The sequence below is a fragment of the Pseudomonas sp. ADAK2 genome (assembly GCF_012935755.1).
Lineage (GTDB): Bacteria > Pseudomonadota > Gammaproteobacteria > Pseudomonadales > Pseudomonadaceae > Aquipseudomonas.
This window is the reverse complement of sequence record NZ_CP052862.1, coordinates 1,209,857-1,228,926: the sequence shown is the minus strand read 5'-3', so window position 1 is coordinate 1,228,926 and position 19,070 is coordinate 1,209,857. Positions and strand designations below refer to the sequence as shown.

At 61.3% G+C, this 19,070-nt stretch carries 14 protein-coding genes; 6 read left to right on the top strand and 8 right to left on the bottom strand.

From position 1 onward, the window contains the following. Nucleotides 1-16: 16 nt before the first annotated feature. From HKK52_RS05435 to HKK52_RS05425, 3 genes are read right to left on the bottom strand one after another with little or no spacing between them, the layout of a single operon-like run. Nucleotides 17-2,425 (bottom strand): acyl-CoA reductase, encoded by a 2,409-nt coding sequence (locus HKK52_RS05435; protein WP_169369895.1) that lies wholly within the window; start codon nucleotides 2,423-2,425, stop codon nucleotides 17-19. 1 nt (nucleotide 2,426) lies between these two features. Further along, nucleotides 2,427-3,557 (bottom strand): LuxE/PaaK family acyltransferase, encoded by a 1,131-nt coding sequence (locus tag HKK52_RS05430; RefSeq protein ID WP_169369894.1) that lies wholly within the window; start codon nucleotides 3,555-3,557, stop codon nucleotides 2,427-2,429. A gap of 25 nt (nucleotides 3,558-3,582) precedes the next feature. Continuing rightward, nucleotides 3,583-4,806 carry an MFS transporter gene (locus tag HKK52_RS05425; RefSeq protein WP_169369893.1) on the bottom strand — a complete coding sequence of 408 codons (1,224 nt, stop codon included), beginning with the start codon at nucleotides 4,804-4,806 and terminating at the stop codon, nucleotides 3,583-3,585. Nucleotides 4,807-5,385: 579 nt separating this feature from the next. On the opposite strand from HKK52_RS05425, the gene HKK52_RS05420 reads away from it, so the two are divergent. After that, complete coding sequence (locus HKK52_RS05420; RefSeq protein WP_054046397.1) at nucleotides 5,386-5,574, top strand: hypothetical protein; 189 nt, start codon at nucleotides 5,386-5,388, stop codon at nucleotides 5,572-5,574. On the opposite strand, the gene HKK52_RS05415 is transcribed toward HKK52_RS05420, so the two are convergent. Continuing rightward, the gene (locus HKK52_RS05415; RefSeq protein WP_169369892.1) at nucleotides 5,564-5,965 is read right to left on the bottom strand and encodes a fe2+ zn2+ uptake regulation protein; all 402 of its coding nucleotides are present in this window, start codon (nucleotides 5,963-5,965) and stop codon (nucleotides 5,564-5,566) included. The genes HKK52_RS05420 and HKK52_RS05415 overlap by 11 nt on opposite strands. Before the next feature lie 255 nt (nucleotides 5,966-6,220). On the opposite strand from HKK52_RS05415, the gene pvdQ reads away from it, so the two are divergent. Beyond that, nucleotides 6,221-8,566, top strand: coding sequence for a bifunctional acylase PvdQ (pvdQ, locus tag HKK52_RS05410; protein WP_169369891.1), 2,346 nt, complete (start codon nucleotides 6,221-6,223; stop codon nucleotides 8,564-8,566). Between the two features lie 57 nt (nucleotides 8,567-8,623). Here the strand turns inward: pvdQ and HKK52_RS05405 are convergent, their stop codons facing one another. Continuing rightward, nucleotides 8,624-9,625, bottom strand: a complete 1,002-nt coding sequence (locus tag HKK52_RS05405) for a FecR family protein (RefSeq protein ID WP_169369890.1) — start codon at nucleotides 9,623-9,625, stop codon at nucleotides 8,624-8,626. Between the two features lie 152 nt (nucleotides 9,626-9,777). Between HKK52_RS05405 and HKK52_RS05400 the strand changes: the two genes are divergently transcribed. Then, nucleotides 9,778-10,047: a PepSY domain-containing protein gene (locus tag HKK52_RS05400; RefSeq protein ID WP_169369889.1), complete on the top strand. Its 270-nt coding sequence runs from the start codon at nucleotides 9,778-9,780 to the stop codon at nucleotides 10,045-10,047. A 54-nt stretch (nucleotides 10,048-10,101) separates the two neighbouring features. Here HKK52_RS05400 and HKK52_RS05395 read toward each other — a convergent pair whose 3' ends face one another. Then, nucleotides 10,102-14,922, bottom strand: a complete 4,821-nt coding sequence (locus tag HKK52_RS05395) for a dermonecrotic toxin domain-containing protein (protein ID WP_169369888.1) — start codon at nucleotides 14,920-14,922, stop codon at nucleotides 10,102-10,104. A gap of 213 nt (nucleotides 14,923-15,135) precedes the next feature. On the opposite strand from HKK52_RS05395, the gene HKK52_RS05390 reads away from it, so the two are divergent. Next, on the top strand, nucleotides 15,136-16,176 hold the full coding sequence (locus HKK52_RS05390) for an Ldh family oxidoreductase (RefSeq protein WP_169369887.1): 1,041 nt from the start codon (nucleotides 15,136-15,138) through the stop codon (nucleotides 16,174-16,176). A 155-nt stretch (nucleotides 16,177-16,331) separates the two neighbouring features. On the opposite strand, the gene HKK52_RS05385 is transcribed toward HKK52_RS05390, so the two are convergent. Beyond that, entirely contained in the window at nucleotides 16,332-16,649 is a 318-nt protein-coding gene (locus tag HKK52_RS05385; RefSeq protein WP_169369886.1) for a DUF883 family protein, read from the bottom strand. A 165-nt stretch (nucleotides 16,650-16,814) separates the two neighbouring features. Between HKK52_RS05385 and HKK52_RS05380 the strand changes: the two genes are divergently transcribed. Then, nucleotides 16,815-17,066 (top strand): hypothetical protein, encoded by a 252-nt coding sequence (locus HKK52_RS05380; protein ID WP_054046380.1) that lies wholly within the window; start codon nucleotides 16,815-16,817, stop codon nucleotides 17,064-17,066. A 19-nt stretch (nucleotides 17,067-17,085) separates the two neighbouring features. Here HKK52_RS05380 and HKK52_RS05375 read toward each other — a convergent pair whose 3' ends face one another. Beyond that, complete coding sequence (locus HKK52_RS05375) at nucleotides 17,086-18,039, bottom strand: LysR family transcriptional regulator (protein WP_169369885.1); 954 nt, start codon at nucleotides 18,037-18,039, stop codon at nucleotides 17,086-17,088. 85 nt (nucleotides 18,040-18,124) lie between these two features. Here HKK52_RS05375 and HKK52_RS05370 point away from each other — a divergent pair, with 85 nt between their 5' ends. Continuing rightward, nucleotides 18,125-19,048 carry a carbon-nitrogen hydrolase family protein gene (locus HKK52_RS05370; RefSeq protein ID WP_169369884.1) on the top strand — a complete coding sequence of 308 codons (924 nt, stop codon included), beginning with the start codon at nucleotides 18,125-18,127 and terminating at the stop codon, nucleotides 19,046-19,048. The last annotated feature ends 22 nt before the right edge of the window (nucleotides 19,049-19,070 follow it).

The following is a 19,070-nucleotide window of genomic DNA, read 5'->3' as shown; positions in this document are numbered from 1 at the left end:
TAACTGCCGATAAAATTTATTGTTGTTTGCGCCGATCGATCACTAACGGCGTCTTGCCGCTGTGGCTGTTGCGTTCAAACTGGGTGGCTGCGCACGTATCAACTTCCAGTATCAACAAAGCGCCCGTTACTGCTGTATTCAGCGGGGGATCGGACAACAGTTGGTCGTGAACCTGTTGCACGTCGCCATCGGCACGGACCCTCAGGCGTTCGACTCCGTCAGGCCCATGGTCGAGCACTAGCTGAATAGGCACACCTGCACAGCGCACCAGGTGTGAAGGCGAAATGAATTCGGTGCCGATCCGCAGCCATTGCCCATGTCGCTCCAGCAACTCGAACCGTGGCGAACTTAGCCCGCAGGGGCAATCCCCGGGAACCCAGCGCCCGGTGTCACCCACTTCGTAGCGCCGCACGGTCTGCGTGTCGCGGGCCCGTGAAGTGAACAGCAGGCGTCCGACTTGACTGTCGCGAACAGGCACATCCTGTTCCAGCTCAACGATTTCCAGATGCTGGGTATCGCACATCAAGTGAAAGATGCCATCGCTGGTCGCCGTGCAGGCATGGCCCATGGGGCCGGCGTCGACGGAGCCGTAAATTGCCGAGCGAATCGTCGACACCCCGCAGCTTTCCATCAACTGGCGGCTGGCCAGTCCGGGATGCTCGCCACCGAGGAACACTTTGCGGATCCCTGCGTACGCCCGCAGGGTCGCCTGTTCATTGAGGAACAGCCGGTGCAGGGTGCTTGGCATGCCGATCAATACACTGACTTTGTGCTGCACGATCAGCCGGGCGATTTCGCTGAAGTCATCGTCATGGGGCGCGCCCATGGGGAAATGGGCGGCGTCCATGAGGTGCAGAATCCAGGAAAAACTGGAAAAACCGCCGTACAGGCCGCCGCCGTAGAACAGGTTCATGACCCGGTCCTGTGCCGGATCAAGTCCGGCAGCGAACAGGCCGTCAGCCGCTGCACGCATTTGCCGTTGAAAGTCGCGATAGCTGAAACCGGCCAGCGCCGGCGTACCGCTGCTGCCGCCGGAGCGAAAGTACAGTTGCGCCGTCCGGGCGATGGGCTGGGTCTGGAAGGCGTGTTTGTCCATGATCGCAAAGCCCGTCGTGTCCAGGACGGGTGGCAGTGCGTCGAGGCTGGCATGAGTGTTCAGCACATCCGCGGGCAGGCTTACCGAGAGGCGGCGACTCAAGCGAGTCAGCGCGTACACGCCATCATGGGGCTCACCGGCGTAGCCTTCGTGGATCGACTTGGCTGGCGCAATGCGGGTGACGCCAGCATTAACCAGCGTTCGCACCAGCGCCGCCGTTTGTGCCGGAGGGCAAATCAATGCGCAGCTTTGCAGCACAGTGCGCCAAGGCAGCAGCGTTTCGGCAATCAGCGGCTGTGGCACCGGTTTGAGCACCAGGGTGCGAAACAGCGGGGAGGGGGCGAGGGTTCGATGATGTTCCCAGATGACTCGCCATCGCGCTTCGCTCCAGACCCCACCGGTTTGCCCGGCAAAATTCTGCTCCAGCCGCGCCATCGCACAGCGGGTGGTGATTTCCGCGGCCTCTTGATCGGTTGGAACCAGCGCCGGCCAGTGCGCACCGCGACGTTTGAACGCCTCGGCCAGGCGCGATCCGATGTCGTGCAGAACGACCGGGTCGTCACTGTCCACCAGCACCCATTGCGGGCTGGAACAGGCTTGTTGATCGAGGCGACAGACTTCGTCCACCAGGGCATCCAGTGCGTCCGGCTGCGCCGCTTCGGGCGAAAGATAAGCGAAACTGATGCGGTGCCCCCAGTCGATCCAGCGACAGCCGATGGGCACTTGCTGACGAATCGCCCTGAGCGCAGTTTCGCCACCCCACGCCGCCACGGCATCGGCGCGGGTGCAGAGGCGCGCAATGTCCGCGGTCGCCACCGGCAGCACCGCGATAAAGTCGGCCAGCCGGCCACTGTTGTCGCACCGGCCGAGGGCGCCCAGCAGGCGGGCCGTCAGCCCCTGATCGCTGGAACTGGGACGCAGCCAGTTGATGTTCCCGGCCAGCAGACTTTCCAGTACCGCACAAAACGCCAGCATCGGCGCATTGGCCGGTGTGATGTGCACCACCAGCCCCAGCGGGTGCCAGCTTTCGAAGCGTGGTTGCCGGTAGTCGTTGCGTCGCAGGGAGCGCGGTTGTACGCCCAGTTCGCGCTCAAGCTTGCTGTTCAAATGCTCGGGCTGGCAGAAGTCGATCAGTGCCAGGCGTTGATCGTCCTCCAGGCCGACGTCCAGTTCGCCAGCCTGTAATTGCCGGGCAAAGCGCGCGGCCGAAGCCACGACGATGTCGCTGTCGACAGGCGCCATCAGTAATCGTGGCAAGGCCTGGTGCAGACGGTCCAGGGCGGTATCGAGGGCAAGGTCGGCGTGCAGGTGGCCATTGATCAAAAACATATCAAGCCCTCCCCAGCAGTTCGGCCGCGGCCATGGCGCAGCTGCGGCCGGGACTGGTGCCGGCGCGTCCATGCAGCTGGAACCAGTCGGTGGCCAGGCCGCAACCGCAGGTCGCGCCGGGATACAGGGTGGCCAGGTCACTCATCACCACGGCATGGGCCGGGCTCGACGAAATATAGGGCGATACGAAATTCAAAAGGCCGCTTTGGCCATAAGGCTGGACACTGAAGTCGGATGGATTGCGCACGAACACCTTCGAGTAAACCGGTACATGGAAATGGTGATGGGCGCATTCGATATAGGGCACGGCGTGCTCGACCGCGCCATAGCCGTCGCGGCAGCGCGCCGGGTCGATGCCCAGTTGCCGCGCGATCCGTTCATAAAGCCGGGTCCGGGGGATCTCCTGCGCGGCGTGGTTTTTCCAGCCGCCGCCGAGAAATACCAATGATTCTGCCGGCAATTCAAGTGGCGCGATGTCGGTCGCTTCCATCCGTTGCAGCGCCTGCCAGAGGAACGCCGGAAAGCCGAAAATGCGCACCGGCAGTTGTTCTTCGGCGAAGGCCTGCAACGCGCGAATCACACCAAAAAGGTCGAATTCGTGGCCATTGCCGGTGCGCCGCAAGCCGTAGACGACTCGATTGGCAGGCGCATAACGGCACAGGAACTGATCGGTGTAGGCGGTGCCGAGGCGGTTGTCAGGCTCGGGTTCGTAGCTCAGCAGCAGGTAATTGCAGGGGGTGTCCGGGGTGTCCCAGCCGTACTGCTGGAAAATCCGTGTGACCATGCCCTGGGCCGCGGCCATGCTGCGATCGTCATAGCGCATGCGGCTTTTCTGCCCGCTGGTACCGGAAGAGGTCAGTTCCAGCGCGCCTTCGCCGGTGGGGCTCAACAGTAGATGCTGCTTGAAAAAGTTGGCGAAGATCGGCGGCAGTCGCGACCAGTCTTCCAGCGTGTCCAGGGCCTGGGCATCCAGGCCGTGGGCGTGCAGCCAACGTTCGTAGCCGGGGGTATGGTGGCAATGAAACAGGCTGATTTCAGCCATGGCGCGATCGAACAACCCCGGCGGCAGGCCATCCAGGTTGTAAGGCTGCGCCAGCGCACAGAGTGCGTCGGTGTAGGGCAGGTTAATCATCAAAACTCCTTTTTGATTGTTTAATTCAGACGGCGACCGAGTGGCGGCACCGTCGCAGGAAAGCGTGCAGCGGCACGAGGCATACAAGCCCCGCAATTGCGGCGATCAAGGCAAACGACTCCAGGCTGTCACCGGCACCGAGCGCCGCAATCAGTGACCCGGCCCCGCCCATGATCGAGATCGAGATCATGCCGATCATGGCCGACACCAGCCCTTTGCTGTCCTCGCTGGAAAACAGCGCCAACCGGTACAACGCGGCATTGCTCATGCCCAGGCCGACGGCGTAGATCGCCAGGCACCCGACCAGTAACCCGATCGAAGCACCCTGGAAACCAACGATCAACAGCGCGACGAGCCCGGCGCAAAACGGCCAGAGTGCATAGCGAATCAGCTGTGGCAGGGCTGATCGGGCGATCAGGCGGTCGAGCAGCAGATTGCCGAGAATGACCGCGCCGAACACCGGGATCTGCCAGAGCCCGTAATGCAGAGGCGATAAACCCTGGCCCTGGATCAACAACAGTGGCGACAGGCCGATCCAGGCAATCAGCGGCAGGCTCATCAGCCCCAGGGCGACGGACGACAGCACAAACGCCCGGTTGCGCAACAACCTGCCGTAGCGGCGTACGGTTGCGCGCACGTCAAAGGGTTTGCCAGGGGCGACGGTGCCCGAGGTTCGCGGCATGAAGACATACAAGCCAATCCACACCGCCAGGGCGGCGATACCGAGCACCAGAAACAGCTCCCGCCACGACAGCCATTGCAGTAGCACACTGCCGAGCAACGGACCCAACAGCGGCGAAAGCAGGGCAATGTTCCCCAGCCACGCCATAATCCGCACCGCGTCGGCCTCGCAGAACACCTCTTGCAAGGCGGGATAACTGACGGCGATGACAAAGCCCAGACCCATGCCCTGGATCAGCCGCAAGCCGTTGAATGCCTCGATGCCTTGCACCCAGTACGCCGCGGCGCAAGCCAGGGCAAACAGCGCACTGCCGAGGAGCAGTAACGGACGACGGCCGTATTGATCCGACAGCGGGCCGATCAGCCATTGCAGCAGCACACCGCCGGTCAAATACAGGGTGAATGCATACGGAACATGCTCGGGGCTGGCCTCCAGTTGTTCGGTCACGGTCAACATGGCGGGCATGATCAAATCGCTGGCCATATAGGTCAGTAGTTCAAACACGGCGATAGCCAGGCAAAAACCGGTCAGTTGAAAGGGGCGGGTATTAATCAGTGATGAGTGCATGGCGTCCTTATCGATACTTGAAGTTCAAGCAGCCACTTCTGTCGCTGCGTATCGAGAGTAAACAGGGATGCATACGCGCTCTAGCGAGCGATTGAGACTTGGGGTTTCAATGGATTGCCATGTATTGCAAGTTGTCGGGACACGTCACGGCAGAGGAAAGTTTGGATCCAAACTTACATGGATGCGATCAATACGCTGTAAGAAAAATGCCCGCAACAGGGCGGGCATTTGTTCAGGATTGATTTAAAAAGCTTGTCTGTCTTACGTGGCCTTCAGGGATGTGGACTACCGGTGCTGGTAATAACCCGGTCCGCCCCGATCGTAATGGTGGTCGCCGTGCCAGCCTCCGTGGGGAAAAATGATACAGCCGCTCAGGGACAGGAGCGCGATCAGGGGAATCAGCAGTGTGATTCGACGAAGCATTTCAGAATCCTCATGGTTAGCGCCGCAATGAAGCCAAAACTCTTCATCGGCTGTAACATGAGACTCCGTTCAAGCCTGTTCATCCCCGCCCGAAGGTAGGGGCTTGGCATGAAAGCGGATACAAACCGGATACATTTCAAGCTTCAGGAACCCGCAATGACCCAGTCGCAACGTTTGAAATACTCGATTCTGATCTCCCTGGTGGTCCTGGGGATCATGTTCGGCCTTTCCTATCTGCAAAACGCAGGGATCATCAGCGAGAAGCTGTTTCAGTACATCGCCATCGGCGTGGCCGTGATCGTGGTCGTCGTCAATGGCGTGATGCGCCGCAAGGTCAAGCCTTGAGCGACGCGCCTGCAGCGGATTCGCTATAGAGAATGGCAATGGCCTGCGGATGCAGGCTATAGCTCTTGTCCGGATTGAGCGTGATCACGCCCTCGCTGCATAACCGCTTCAAGACCTCCCGCACACTCAGGAAGGACAGGGGAATATCCAGGTCCAGCAAATGCGTGTGCACGCCGCGCACGCCCAGGTTGCGCTCGCTTTCGGCGGCGCTGAGCAGGGCGTCGATGACTTTCAGGCGAATGAGGCTGGTTCTCAGGCCAAAGCTCTTGAGCAGCACTCTGATTCGTTCGTTTCCGTGGCGCTCGGCCCGTTCAAAGATCCCGGAGCCGTGGCTCATGGAAACGCTCTTTGGCGCATGGCTACCGTCCGTTGGCAGTTGCGAGTTGTACATGCAAAAACTCCTTTTCAGAGCCTGATCAGGAAAAAAGTGATGGTGCTCTCAATCATTAAGACGAACGAGCTCGGCAAATCATGAAGGCTTTGATGTAGAAAATTTGTCGAGGCCATGTGAGCGCTATGTGATGGGGCCGCCGCTGATCGTTGCGCCGCCTAAATTTCCTGATGATTTTTTCGTTCCTAAGGCCAGGCACATTCCGTGTTGTCCACAGGATGTGATTTTCCAAGCCTATGTCCAGCAGGAGCGAGCGTGATTATTAGCAGGCAGTTAACCCGGTTAAGTCTGGCAGGTGTGTTACTGGGGTTGAGTCTGGCGGCAAGCGCGCGCAGTGCGCCGGAACCGTCGTCCGTCGATATTCGCCGCACCAGCTTCGGCGTGCCGCACATTCGTGCTGAGAACGAGCGCGGGCTCGGTTACGGTATCGGCTACGCCTATGCCCAGGACAACCTGTGCCTGATGGCCAACGAGATCGTCACCGTCAACGGCGAACGCTCGAAGTATTTCGGCCCGGACCAGTTCACCCTCGAAGAACGCGCCAACCTGGCCAGCGACCTGTTTTTCAACTGGCTCAACACGCCGCAAGCGGTCGCGGGTTTCTGGCAGGCGCAAACCCCGGAAGTAAAGGATCTGATCGACGGTTACGTGGCGGGCTACAACCGCTCGCTGGCCGAGCGCCAGGCCCAGGGTTTGCCGGCGCAATGCCAGGGTGACTGGGTCCGGCCGATTGCCGCCCAGGACCTGGTGAAGCTGACGCGGCGCCTGCTGGTCGAAGGCGGGGTCGGGCAGTTTGCCGAAGCGCTGGCCGGGGCCATGCCGCCAGCGGCCGTCGCCCAAGGGGCGGGTGGCGCGCCGTCGTTCCTGGCGGCCGCCGAGCGTCAGCAACGCTTTGCCCTCGACCGTGGCAGCAACGCAGTGGCGATTGGCAGCGAACGCTCGTTCAACGGTCGCGGCATGCTGCTGGCCAACCCGCACTTTCCCTGGGTGGGCGGGATGCGCTTCTACCAGATGCACCTGACCATTCCCGGCAAACTGGATGTAATGGGCGCGGCCTTGCCCGGTCTGCCGATGATCAACATCGGTTTCAACCAACACCTGGCCTGGACCCACACCGTCGATTCGTCCAAGCATTTCACTTTGTATCGCTTGGAACTGGACCCCAAGGATTCGACCCGGTACCTGCTCGATGGCAAGTCCCTGCCGCTGGACAAGCAGACCTTGACGGTCAACGTCAAACAGCCCGATGGCCAACTCAAGCCGGTTTCCCATGTGGTCTACAGCTCCAAATTCGGCCCTGTGGTGCAGTGGCCGGGCAAGCTCGATTGGGACAATCAGTACGCCTACAGCCTGCGCGATGCCAACCTGGAAAATGACCGCGTCTTGCAGCAGTGGTACGCGATGAACCGCGCCACCAGCCTCAAGGATTTGCAAGCCTCGGTGCACAAGATCCAGGGTATCCCGTGGGTCAACACCCTGGCCGCGGATGATCAGGGGCAGACGCTCTACATGAATCTGTCGGTGGTGCCGAACGTCAACGCCGACAAACTGGCCAAGTGCAGCGATCCGCGCGCCGGGTTGCAGATGATCGTGCTCGACGGCTCCAACAGTGCCTGTGGCTGGGACATCGACCCGAATGCCGCGCAAAAGGGCATTTACGCGGCGGACCAGTTGCCGCAGCTGCTGCGCAAAGACTTTGTGCAGCATTCCAACGATTCCGCGTGGCTGGCCAACCCGGCGCAACCGCTGACCGGTTTCTCGCCACTGATCAGTCAGGACAGCCAGCCGTTGGGGCTGCGCTCGCGTTTTGCCCTGGATCGCCTGGGCTCGCTGGCCAAGGCAGGGCCGGTGGCGGCGGCGGATCTGCAACGGATGGTGATGGATGATCAGGTGTATCTGGTGGCACAAGTCATGCCAGACCTACTGAAGTTCTGTGGCACGGATCTGGGTGCGGATGCCGCGACACTTACACCAGTGTGCGCCAGCCTGAAGGCGTGGGATGGCCGGGCGAATCTGGACAGCGGTCTGGGGCTGGTGCATTTCAATATCGTCATGGAGTCGTTGCAGCCATTACCCGGCGTCTGGCGTGTGGCCTTCGACCCGAAAGACGCGCAACACACCCCGCGCGGACTGGCGTTCGAACGACCAGAAGTGGCCAAAGCCATCCGCGAGGCGATACTCGCGTCCGTGGAACTGACCACCCATATGGGAATCAAGCCGGACAGCCGCTGGGGCGACATTCAGGTGGTCAGCAGCGGCGGACAGCAAACCGCGATCCACGGTGGGCCGGGCACATTGGGCATCTACAACGCCATCCAGAGCGTCCCGAGAACCGACGGCAAACTGGAAGTGGTCAGCGGCACCAGTTACCTGCAAATCGTGACCTTTGATGACAAAGGTCCGCACGCCCAGGGATTGCTGGCGTTCTCGTTGTCCAGTGACCCGGCGTCGAAATATGCCCGGGACCAGACGCAGGCGTTCTCGAAAAAGCAGTTGAGTGTGTTGCCGTTCACAGAGCAGCAGATCAAGGCGGATCCGCAATATCAAGTGCAGACGCTTCGCGAGTCGGATGAAAAAGCCGGGAAGGTGGCCGCTCAGTAAACACCGCACGACCGGTTGCAGCAAACACGAAGGCCGCACCCCTCAGGGGCGCGGCCTTCAGCTTTTTGGCGCTTGTTGCGGAATCGAATTGAGCACCGGATTGCCGTTCTCGTTGCGAGTCAGGTAGACCGGCAACACCCGGGGCAGGGACGCCACCAGGCTGTTGAGTTCCTTGACGTTGTAGATGCCGCCGATGCGGATCGCCGCCGTGCTGCTATCGGCCACCATCAACGGTTTGCTCAGGTAACGATTGATCAGCGGCAACGCCTCGCTCAGCGGCAGGTCATCGAGCACCAGTTTGCCGCTGCGCCAGGCCAGTGAATTGTCGTTGGCGTAGGTCTGGCTGATCTGCGGCATGTAGTCGCCGTGACGAAAACGCGCCTGCATCGCCGGCCCCAGGCGCAACCCGTCGCCGTTCTGGTGGTCATTGCTGGTCACCAATACCGAGCCTTCAATCAGGTTGACCCGCACCTGGTCTTCATACAGCCAGACGTTGAATTGGGTCCCGGTCACCCGGATCCTGCCTTCGGCTGCCTTGACGATGAAGGGATGGGTCATGTCGTGGCTGACGCTGAAAAACGCTTCACCTTTTTTCAGCGTGACCCGACGTTCATCCTTGTAATTGCTGAAGGTCAGTTCACTGCCCAGGTTCAGCTCCACCTGGCTGCCGTCGCTCAGGGTGACGTGACGCACCGTGTCACTGGCTTCGAAATGCTGATAGGCATTGGGCACCCACCCGAGGTTCCAGCCGGTGTACGCCGCCAGCGGCAATGCCAGGGCGCAGACGGCCGCGGTGATGCCGAAGGTGCGCCAGCGCGTCGAAGGGCGGGCGGGCGGTACCGGCCGGGCGGATTCCGGGTGCGGCAGATCGCCCGCGACTTCCCAGATTTCCAGCATGGCTTCGAACTCGAACGCATGCAGCGGATGAGCTTCGCGCCATTGTTCGAACGCCTGGCGCTCCTCGGCCGTGCAGTCGATGGCGTGCAGACGCATGCACCAGTGCGCAGCGGCATCGGTGATGGCGTCGTATTCGGCTTCCGAGAGGGTGTGTTCGGTCATTGACTCATCCTGATTTGCTGCATTCTAACCTTTGGGGCAACGTCGCGAGAACATCCGTCATGGCAATTACCCATCAAAGTGGAACTTATTTTTTTCCGTGAGGCCCTAAAAACAGGACATCACCACGCAGTATCCACAAATGGAGTGAAAAAATGATCAAGAAAACCTTAGCTGCCGTCATTGCCGCTGCGACATTGCTCAGCGCCGGTGCCGCCATGGCGGATCGGCCCGGCGCAGGCTGGGTCACGATCGAGAAGGCCATCGAAACGGCGAAGACCAAAGCCGGTTACGTCGAGGTCTATGAGATCGAAGCCGATAACAACGGTTACTGGAAGGGCGAGGGACGCAAGGCGGACGGCGTGGTCTACGAATTCCGTATCGACGGCGCCTCGGGCAACATACTGCGCGATCAGAAAGACTGATAAAACGAGGGCATTGACCTAACGTCAATGCCCTTTTTTTGCGCTTTTTCTGCTTCAAGGGGTGCTGGTGTGCAACTGGCGCCCCAAGTGTGTGATTAACCAGGACACCGAGTCCGCGTTGGCCAATTGCACGGCGAGCCGGACCTCGGCATTACGTTTGAACGTCTCGCGGGCATCGGCGATGGTCAGCTGCCCGGTCAATGCCACGACCCGATTCATCGCTCTGCTGGTGTCTTCGTACAGGGTGTCGCCCAGGTCCTCCCATTCCTGGGTGTCAGAGTTGAAAACCGAAAACAACTGCGGCATCGGCGACTGGCTCGACAACGCCTGGTTTTGCAGTGCCGTGAGTTCAGCGCGCAGCAATGTGGCCCGGGGTGTCGTGGTCTCGATCAGATCGACAAAGGGCCGTGTGACGTCCAGATAGGAAATGTCCTCGGTCTTGCAGACGATATGCGACAGCTCATGGATCAACGTCGCGGCACGGGCATGGGCACGGATCGGAAATGCAGCGTCGGTCAGGTAATTGCGGTAGTGGTCGAAATTGGGCAGGAAAAACTTCTCTGCCAGATAAATCCGGTGTTCCGGATCCGAGGGCACGGTAAAGCCAAACGTACCCTCGCGATCGTGTGTGACACGGCCCACGGCCAGACGCTTGGACTTGGCGTCTCTAAGGGAAGGATGAAGCAGGGCGGCGAAGATCTCCTCGACGACTTTTTCAATCTGGGTGACATGCTCGGGCAAGATCTTCGGTACATCGATGAAGTCCATGATCAGCCGATGCACCGCCGTCACCTGATCACCCTCGGCGTTCAACAGCCGCAGGTTTTGCAGACTGTTCCAGGCGTAGGTGGTGGCCAGGTCCAGGCTTTCATCGATCAGCCGGGCGCGGACCGGGAACAGCTGACGAATCTGCTCCATGCCTTCAGCCTCGACATTCATTCCGTCCTGGACGGTCATCCACGTACGCAAGCGCCTGAGCATGCCGAAGCGCGGTGCCTGGCCTTGCGCCTGAATCTCCAAACCCCACTGTTTGGTCGACCCCAGTTGACGCAGATACGGCCCATAGCCGTTGTCACTGTGAATGCGCCAACGCTTGCCGCACTTTTTCAGCGGATAGACTTTGCCGTCCACGGCCCCGAACGTTTTGTCAGTGGCCGCTTCGGTGTAAAGCCCGAGGGCGGTGTCGTGGAGCAGCGTGCTCAGGTCGGTGTCGGTACTTTCGTGGCGCTGCAAGCGGGTGCGCTCCACGGCGGTGATGTCGATGTCGTGCCAGGGTGTCGCAGCGGTCGGCACCGGCGGTTCAGTGGCGCTCGACGGTACGGTGTCGTGCACTTCCATCGACTGGCGCAACATCGCCAGTTGCGCGATGCCGCTGATAAACGCCTTCAGCGCGAGGCCCCATCGGTGCTGCTGGAGCGCCTCGGCGGAGACCTTGATCTCGCGATAACTGCGCCAGACCGTGAGCGGATAGGCCAGTTTGCCGGTCAGGAAGGTAAACGCCTGGTCCAGATCCTCGCCCAGGACCCGCTTGATGGTGGCCCAGTCACCCTGATGGTCGTTGTCGGACTGACTGCCCAACAGTTTCTCCAGCAGATGCGCGTTGTCGTTGAACAGGTGCTTGAACAGGGCGCCCTTGATCGGGCTGGACGCTAGGCTCACGGTGTCGCTCAGCAGGCTTTTACCGCGAGCCCGGTCCGCCACGGGCAACGTCTTGAGCACCCAGTCTTGCAACGCGCCCGCCGATTTCAGTTCCTCCAGTAAAGCGTCTTCACTGGCATATTCCTTGAGTCCATGCCGCGGACTGTAAGGCGCGAGGAGGACCACCGGGCCCGCTGTGTTTTTCCCGGGGCCGATCAAATACACGCCCGTCGTCTTGATTGCCGCGGTACCGGCCGCCCCCAGCAACGCCAGGGGGCGGATGATCGCATTGGCGCCTTTGACGGCCTCACGGGCCAGAGCGTCGGGCATGTCCATGATCTGCCGCACGAAGTCGTAACCGGTCTGGCTCAGGCGCTCCTGGAGTTTTTCCCCATGGGCGTAGTGCATCAACTGCCAGGGCACTTGCGCGGCGAAACGTTGCCGACGCAGCTTCGCATCGGCGTGGGTTTCGGCCAGTTCGGCACTCAGCAGGGCCTGTTGCAACTGGCCTGGATTGAGGTTGCGCACCAAGTCTTTGACGTACGTTTCGTCCAGCCCTGTGGACAACGCTGTGGTGCCCAGCGCGCTGAGGCTCAAGCTCAGGCGGTCGAGGTCGTGCAGGTGCGTCAGGGCAAAGGCCGACAGGGTCTGGGTTTCAGCGACCGCCGTAAGGCGCGATTTGACCTGCACCCCGACGGTGTCCGGGTCGATGTCGAACGTGTCGGCCTTGAGCTGGGCGTGCAAGGCTTTGTGGGCGGTGCGCGGCAGGGTCGGGATGTCGCTGAGGTAGTCTTTGTCCTGTGCGGCGTTATTCAGGTATTGCTGAAGCAGTTCGGCGTGTTCGATCTGATCTTCGATGGACGCCCTGGCCAGCCAGGCCGGGAGTTTTTGCTGGGTGAGCAGCGACTGGACAATGTCGGTCGGCCGTTGCAGCCCGGTCTGCGGCGTTCGCAGCGCCACCCGTTTCAGTAAATGGCCCTGGGGCGTGGCGGGCAGGGGCGTGGCCAGTGCGCGCTTGAACCCTGCCTGGTCGAGGTCCACATAAGCGTTTTGTACATGCTCGAGAAAGTGCCCATGCACCAGTTGCAACGGGGCCAGGGTGTAGGTGTGGCCGGGTTGTCGTTGACTGGGGGGCAGATTTTCCAGCAGCTCGGGACGCCGGTCGTCATTGCGCAGCCTGCGCTGCAGTTCGGCCAACAGCGGTGGCAAGGCGCTGAAGGCTTCGAAGCCCCGGGCCGGCGTCCACAGCAAGGCTTTGCCCGAATGCACCGGGTCCAGTCCGCCGCGTTCGGTGAGCACGAAGCAACTGGCCAACGGCAGCAACCCCGGATCGTTGGCGGTCTTGAGCGCCAGGGAAAACACATCGGGCAGGAAGCCGTTCAAGGCGCCGCGCTGCTGGCGAACCGGTGTGTCGAGCACTGTTTCCAGGATGGCCTGGTCCGTGGCATCCAGCGTCCGCGTGACGCCGCGCAGCTGCAGTTCGCTGCGCAGCGCCGTCGCCAGGGCCTGCGTGAACGTCGGCCGGAGTTGCTCCAGCGAAGTGGCCACGTGAGCTTGTGCCTGGCTGAGCGTCCGAACGGTGGAAGGCAAGGGCGGATGGGTCTGTCGCAGTCGATCAAGCGCCTGCTCGGCCTGGGTCAACAGCGTCAATTGCTGCTTTGCCGATTCGGCGCGCACAGTGGCCGGTCGAGCACTCCAGCGCTGGTCGGCGCGGGTGCTCCAGCGTCCGTTTACATTCCCGGCCAACAGTCGCTTATCGAGCAGGGCGCGTACATCCAGAGCGTTGTCGATCAGGGCGTGGGGGGCGAGCCGGCCTTCGTTTTCGCGGTAGCGGCTCAAGGCGAAGGACAGGTTGTGCATCTGCTTGCCCAGAATATCCGCCATCAAGCCCGGGAACACCGGACCGCTGAGCGGTTCTGCGAGCACCTGGCGTTGCGTGGCCTCCAGGGACAGCAAGACGCCGCGCTCTTCTGCGTGCAAAAACTGCAGCAGGTGATCTTCATGACCGGCGCTGTCGAGCATCGCCAGCACCGTGCTTTTGAGAATGTCCACCGTGGACGTTGCCTCTATTCCGCGCTGGGAATACAGGAAGGCGCCAGTCTTGGTGGTGTCGCTGATCATCACGGTATGGGCCAGTTCGACATAATGTTTGAACGGTGCCGTGATGCGCGGCTTGTCGATGCGCAGTTTCGCCGCCTGCGGTTCATCGGTACCCGCCAGCAGCACATTCATCAGAAGCTGATATTCCTCGGCACTCAACAGCCCTTGCTGGCGCTTGAGCAAGGCATCGACGCAATAAGTGTTTTGCAGGCTCTCGGCGAAAAACGCCGAGCGCGCCAGGCCGTTGGCCATGGGGCTGTTCCAGAAGGTCTCGAGCTGACTGCGCAAATACGGGGTCAGACTCTGCGCGATTTCCTTGATCGCGCTTTCCCAGGCCTGATGGTCGGCATCGCTGTTCAAATGATGGCCGGGGCGGGTAAACCGTCGGTAATCGCCGTCCGGCCACTGGTTGGTCAGGTAGTAATGCAGCACCGCATCGGTCAATGCCAGCGATGACACCCGCCGCTGGTATTCAGTGTCGTCAGGGCCGTCGGACGGCGAGCCGCTGAAACTGTCGAGCCGCGTCAGGCGTGGGTCCAGGGTCGGGAACGGTTTGCGCAGCGTCATCGTCAGTGCCTGATCAAGCATCGCGCGCAGTGTCGGCATCAGCACCAGTTCGCCGAGCATGGCCGTGACGTTGGCTTGCTGATTGGCCTCGATCAGGAGTTGCTGGTCCTGAAACACGGCGCCGTCGATCGGTTGCGTCGACACCACGACGCTTTTCGCCGCACTGACGGTTGTTCGCTGTTCGATCGAGAGAAATCGCAGCAGCGCCTGTTGGTCCGACGCCTCCTTGAGCCAGCCTTGGAGCTTTGCCTTGAGTTCTGCCATGTCGGCAAATTTGATCAGGCCTTTCCAGGGGGTGTAGAGCGTCGCCTCGCCGTCGTCGGGTTTACTCATGGCGAACGCCCCGGCCAGGGGGATGGCGGTACCGTCGCCCGGGGTCAACAGCAGGCGTGCGGCATGCATTGCCGGCTTGTTCGCAACGCGGGAAGCATCGGTGGCGAGGTAAATCGCGTTCAGCCACTTGAGGTCATCAAGGGTCAGTTTCAGGGCTTTTTCACGATCACCCGGTTGTCGGGCATTGGACGCCAGTTCGGCCTCGTCAAAAAAATAAGGCAGTGGGGGAGCAGTCATGGTTTTCCTCAATGGGTTGCAATCGGCAGTGATCGCAGGCGCTTGGATTGAGGCAAAACAGTAGAGCCGTCGGGCGGCGCAGGTGCGGTACATATTGCTTGGCTTGATCGGGTGGTCGAGGCTTGACAGAGCACCGGTACAACAGCGCTTAATCGGCATCTATTTTGTATTCCACCCTGTTGCCCGCACTCAAAAATAAAATTGGAGCTACAGATGACCGCAACGCCCGAAACGGCCGTCAGTTCGAACACGCAAACGCTCGATTTCGACGGGCTCGTTCAACTGCTCGAGCAAATCTTCCTGCGCCATGGCACCTCGGCCGACGTCGCCCGAACCCTGGCCCTCAACTGCGCCGGCGCCGAGCGCGACGGCGCCCACAGTCACGGTGTGTTCCGCATTCCCGGATATGTGTCGACGCTCAACAGCGGCTGGGTCGATGGCCAGGCCGTGCCGGTGGTCGAGGACGTGGCTTCGGGCTTCGTCCGGGTCGATGCCGGCAACGGCTTTGCCCAGCCGGCCCTTGACGCCGCCCGAGCGTTGTTGGTGGAGAAAGCCCGCAGCGCCGGGATTGCCGTGCTGGCGATCCGCAACTCCCATCACTTTGCCGCGCTCTGGCCGGACGTCGAGCCCTTTGCCTATGAAGGCCTGGTGGCCTTGAGCGTGGTCAACAGCATGACCTGCGTGGTGCCTCACGGTGCCGATCGTCCGTTGTTCGGCACCAACCCGATCGCCTTCGCCGCCCCAAGGGCTGACGGCGATCCGATTGTCTTCGACCTGGCCACCAGCGCCATTGCCCATGGCGACGTGCAGATTGCCGCACGCAAGGGCGAGCGTCTGTCGCCGGGCATGGGTGTCGACAGCCTCGGCCAGCCGACCCAGGACCCGAAAGCGATTCTTGAAGGCGGTGCGTTGCTGCCGTTTGGCGGGCACAAGGGTTCGGCGCTGTCGATGATGGTGGAGCTGTTGGCGGCGGCTTTGACTGGCGGCAATTTTTCCTTCGAGTTCGATTGGTCGAACCATCCGGGCGCCAAGACACCGTGGACCGGGCAATTGCTGATCGTGATCGACCCAAGCAAGGCCGCCGGGCAGAACTTCGCCGAACGCAGCCAGGAACTGGTGCGGCAGATGCACGGCGTGGGGCTCAAGCGTTTGCCGGGGGATCGGCGTCATCATCAACGCGCCAAATCGGCGGCTGAAGGTATTCAGTTAGAAGCTGATGTGCTGGCCAATCTGCGGGAACTCGCCGGGCTCTGAAGCCCTGCGCACGCGGTCAACCTGGCACACCGCGTAGTCTGACTTCACGACGGCTGCGCCGCCGAACGCTGCCTCGCGGTGCTCGACAGCTGCTACAAGGAATCGCGGGTACAAAAAAGGCGAGCATCACGCTCGCCTTTTTTATGCCGGACCGATCAACGACGCCCGAGCAACAACCCGACCACCAGGCCAAACCCGGCGGAAATCGCCACGGTTTGCCATGGATGGCCACCGATATAGCTTTCAGTGGCGTCGACCGCCGGTTTGGTTCGTTCGCGCACACTGGTGACCGATTCCAGTGCCTGTTGCAACTTCTGGGCGACTTGCCCACGCAAGGTGTCGGCTTCCTCGCCAACCAAAGTGGCGCTGCTTTTGAGCAGTTTGTCCGATTCTTCGATCAGCGCCTGAAGTTCGCTGAATGCCTGATCCTTGATTTGGTCTGCGGCAGCTTGTACGGGAGTTTTGCGGGCCATTGAGTATCTCCTTGCGGGTAAGTGGGCAGTGAACAATGGAGTCTGCGGCGCTTGAAAAAGTTGCAGTCATTTTGCGTACAGGTTCGACCCTGAGGAAAAATCCAGGGTCGGACCTTTCCTCCTACAGTGTAAGATGTCGCCTATTTTACGCCGCAGGTATTTCCCATGAGCTTCAATCTGGCCGACAAACCCCTTGCCGAGCGCGCTGCGCTTGAAGACGAAAAATCCCGTCTGTTCGACCTCTGGCAAAGCAACCTGGGCAAGTCCAAGGGCGAAGCCGCACGGTTGTTCGGTGAACGGGCCAAGCGCAAAGGCAAATGGGCCGAATGGGTTCGCTCCGAGCTCGACCTCCTGTCGCCGCCCGAGTACGCCAACATGGTGCGCAGTGAAGTCAATCGCTTGATGGCCGCCAAATAACTCCCGGCTGACCCATCAATTACGGCGCGCAAAACCCTATAGGAGCGTCGTTGAGACCGCCATCGTGGGCGAAGCTCGCGACAATCGCTTCGCGCACCTTCAGCACCACCGGATCAAGCTGCGTGCTGGTGCGCCAGCCCAGTTCAATCGGGTAACGCGGCAGCGCCAGCGGGCAGGGCAGCAGCGCCAGGCCGCTGAGTGCCGCAATGCTTTGCGCGGCGTGGGCCGGAATGGTCGCCACCGCCTGACTGCCCTTGAGCAGATGCGGCAGCGCCGCAAAGTGCGTGGTCGAGGCGCACACCCGACGACTCAGCCCCAACGCCGCCAGTCCCTCATCGGTGATCCCGATAAAACCACCCGACGACACCAGAATGTGCTCGCGCGCGACAAACTCCTCCAGGCTGAGCGTCTGCTGCCCCGGCGCCAGGCTGATCGGGTCCACCAGGCACAGATAACCCCCTTCGCCCAACACCTGCCGGCTGAGCAGACGCTCGGCAAACCCGCCAGCCGTAATCGCCAGATCGATGCTGCGTTCCATCAAGGCCTGGGCCACGATCTGGCTGTGGGTCTGGCGGAAGATCAGCCGCAATTTCGGCGCGGCCCGGGCTATTTTTTCAATCAGCCGCCGCCCGTAGGCGATCTCGAAGTCATCCGACAAACCCACGGTCACTGAACGACCTTGGTAATCACTGGCCGCCGGGTCGACCATCGCCAGACTCTGCCGGCATTTATTCAACGCATCGCTGACCACCGGTTTCAACTGATTGGCCTTGAGCGTCGGCGCCAAACCGCGGCCGGTGCGCACGAACAACTGATCGCCATACACCTCCCGCAACCGCCGCAAGGCAGCACTGACCGCCGATTGCGTAACGCCCAGGCGCAGCGCGGCACGGCTGGCGCTGGACTCCTCGTGCAAGGCTTCGAAGACTTTCAGCAGATTGAGATCGACAGTGGCGATATTCATGGTGTTCATATCATTCAGCAGTGAACGGGGCTTTATTCATGATCCGGCGGCGGCAGAGAATGAGCAACACCTCAATCCCCACGGAGTCATCGTCATGTCCAAGTCCATCGTTGCTGCCCTGCAAATCGGCGCCTTGCCCGGTGGCAAGGGCGAAACACTGGAACAGATTCTTTCCTGGGAGAACGCCATTATTGAATCTGGCGCCGCCCTGGTGGTCATGCCCGAAGCGCTGCTGGGTGGCTACCCCAAAGGCGAAGGATTCGGCACGCAATTGGGTTATCGCCTGCCGGAAGGGCGCGAGGCATTTGCGCGGTACTTCGCCAACGCCATCGACGTGCCCGGCATCGAGACCGAAGCCCTGGCCGGGTTGGCGGCGCGCACCGGGGCCAATCTGGTGCTTGGCGTGATCGAGCGCGCCGGCAGCACCTTGTATTGCACGGCGCTGTACTTCGATCCTGTGGGCGGGTTGGTAGCCAAGCACCGCAAGTTGATGCCGACCGGCACCGAACGGCTGATCTGGGGCAAGGGCGATGGCTCGACGTTGCCGGTGATCGACAGCCAGATCGGGCGCCTCGGCGCGGTGGTGTGCTGGGAAAACATGATGCCGTTGCTGCGCACCGCGATGTACGCCAAAGGCGTCGAAGTGTGGTGCGCGCCGACCGTGGATGAGCGGGAAATGTGGCAAGTCAGCATGCGCCACATTGCTCATGAGGGCCGTTGCTTTGTGGTCAGTGCGTGTCAGGTGCAGGACTCGCCACAAGCCTTGGGACTGGAGATCGCCAACTGGCCGGCGGATCGTCCGTTGATTGCCGGTGGTAGCGTGATTGTCGGGCCGATGGGCGACATTCTGGCCGGGCCGCTGCGGGGAGAGGCGGGTTTGCTGACTGCTGAAATCGACACCGATGAGTTGATCCGCGCGCGTTACGACTTCGACGTGGTCGGCCACTATGCGCGGCCGGATGTGTTCGAGTTGAGCGTGGATGAGCGGGCCAAACCGGGCGTGCTCTTCACCGCATAACCCACGATGGGTCAACGAAACC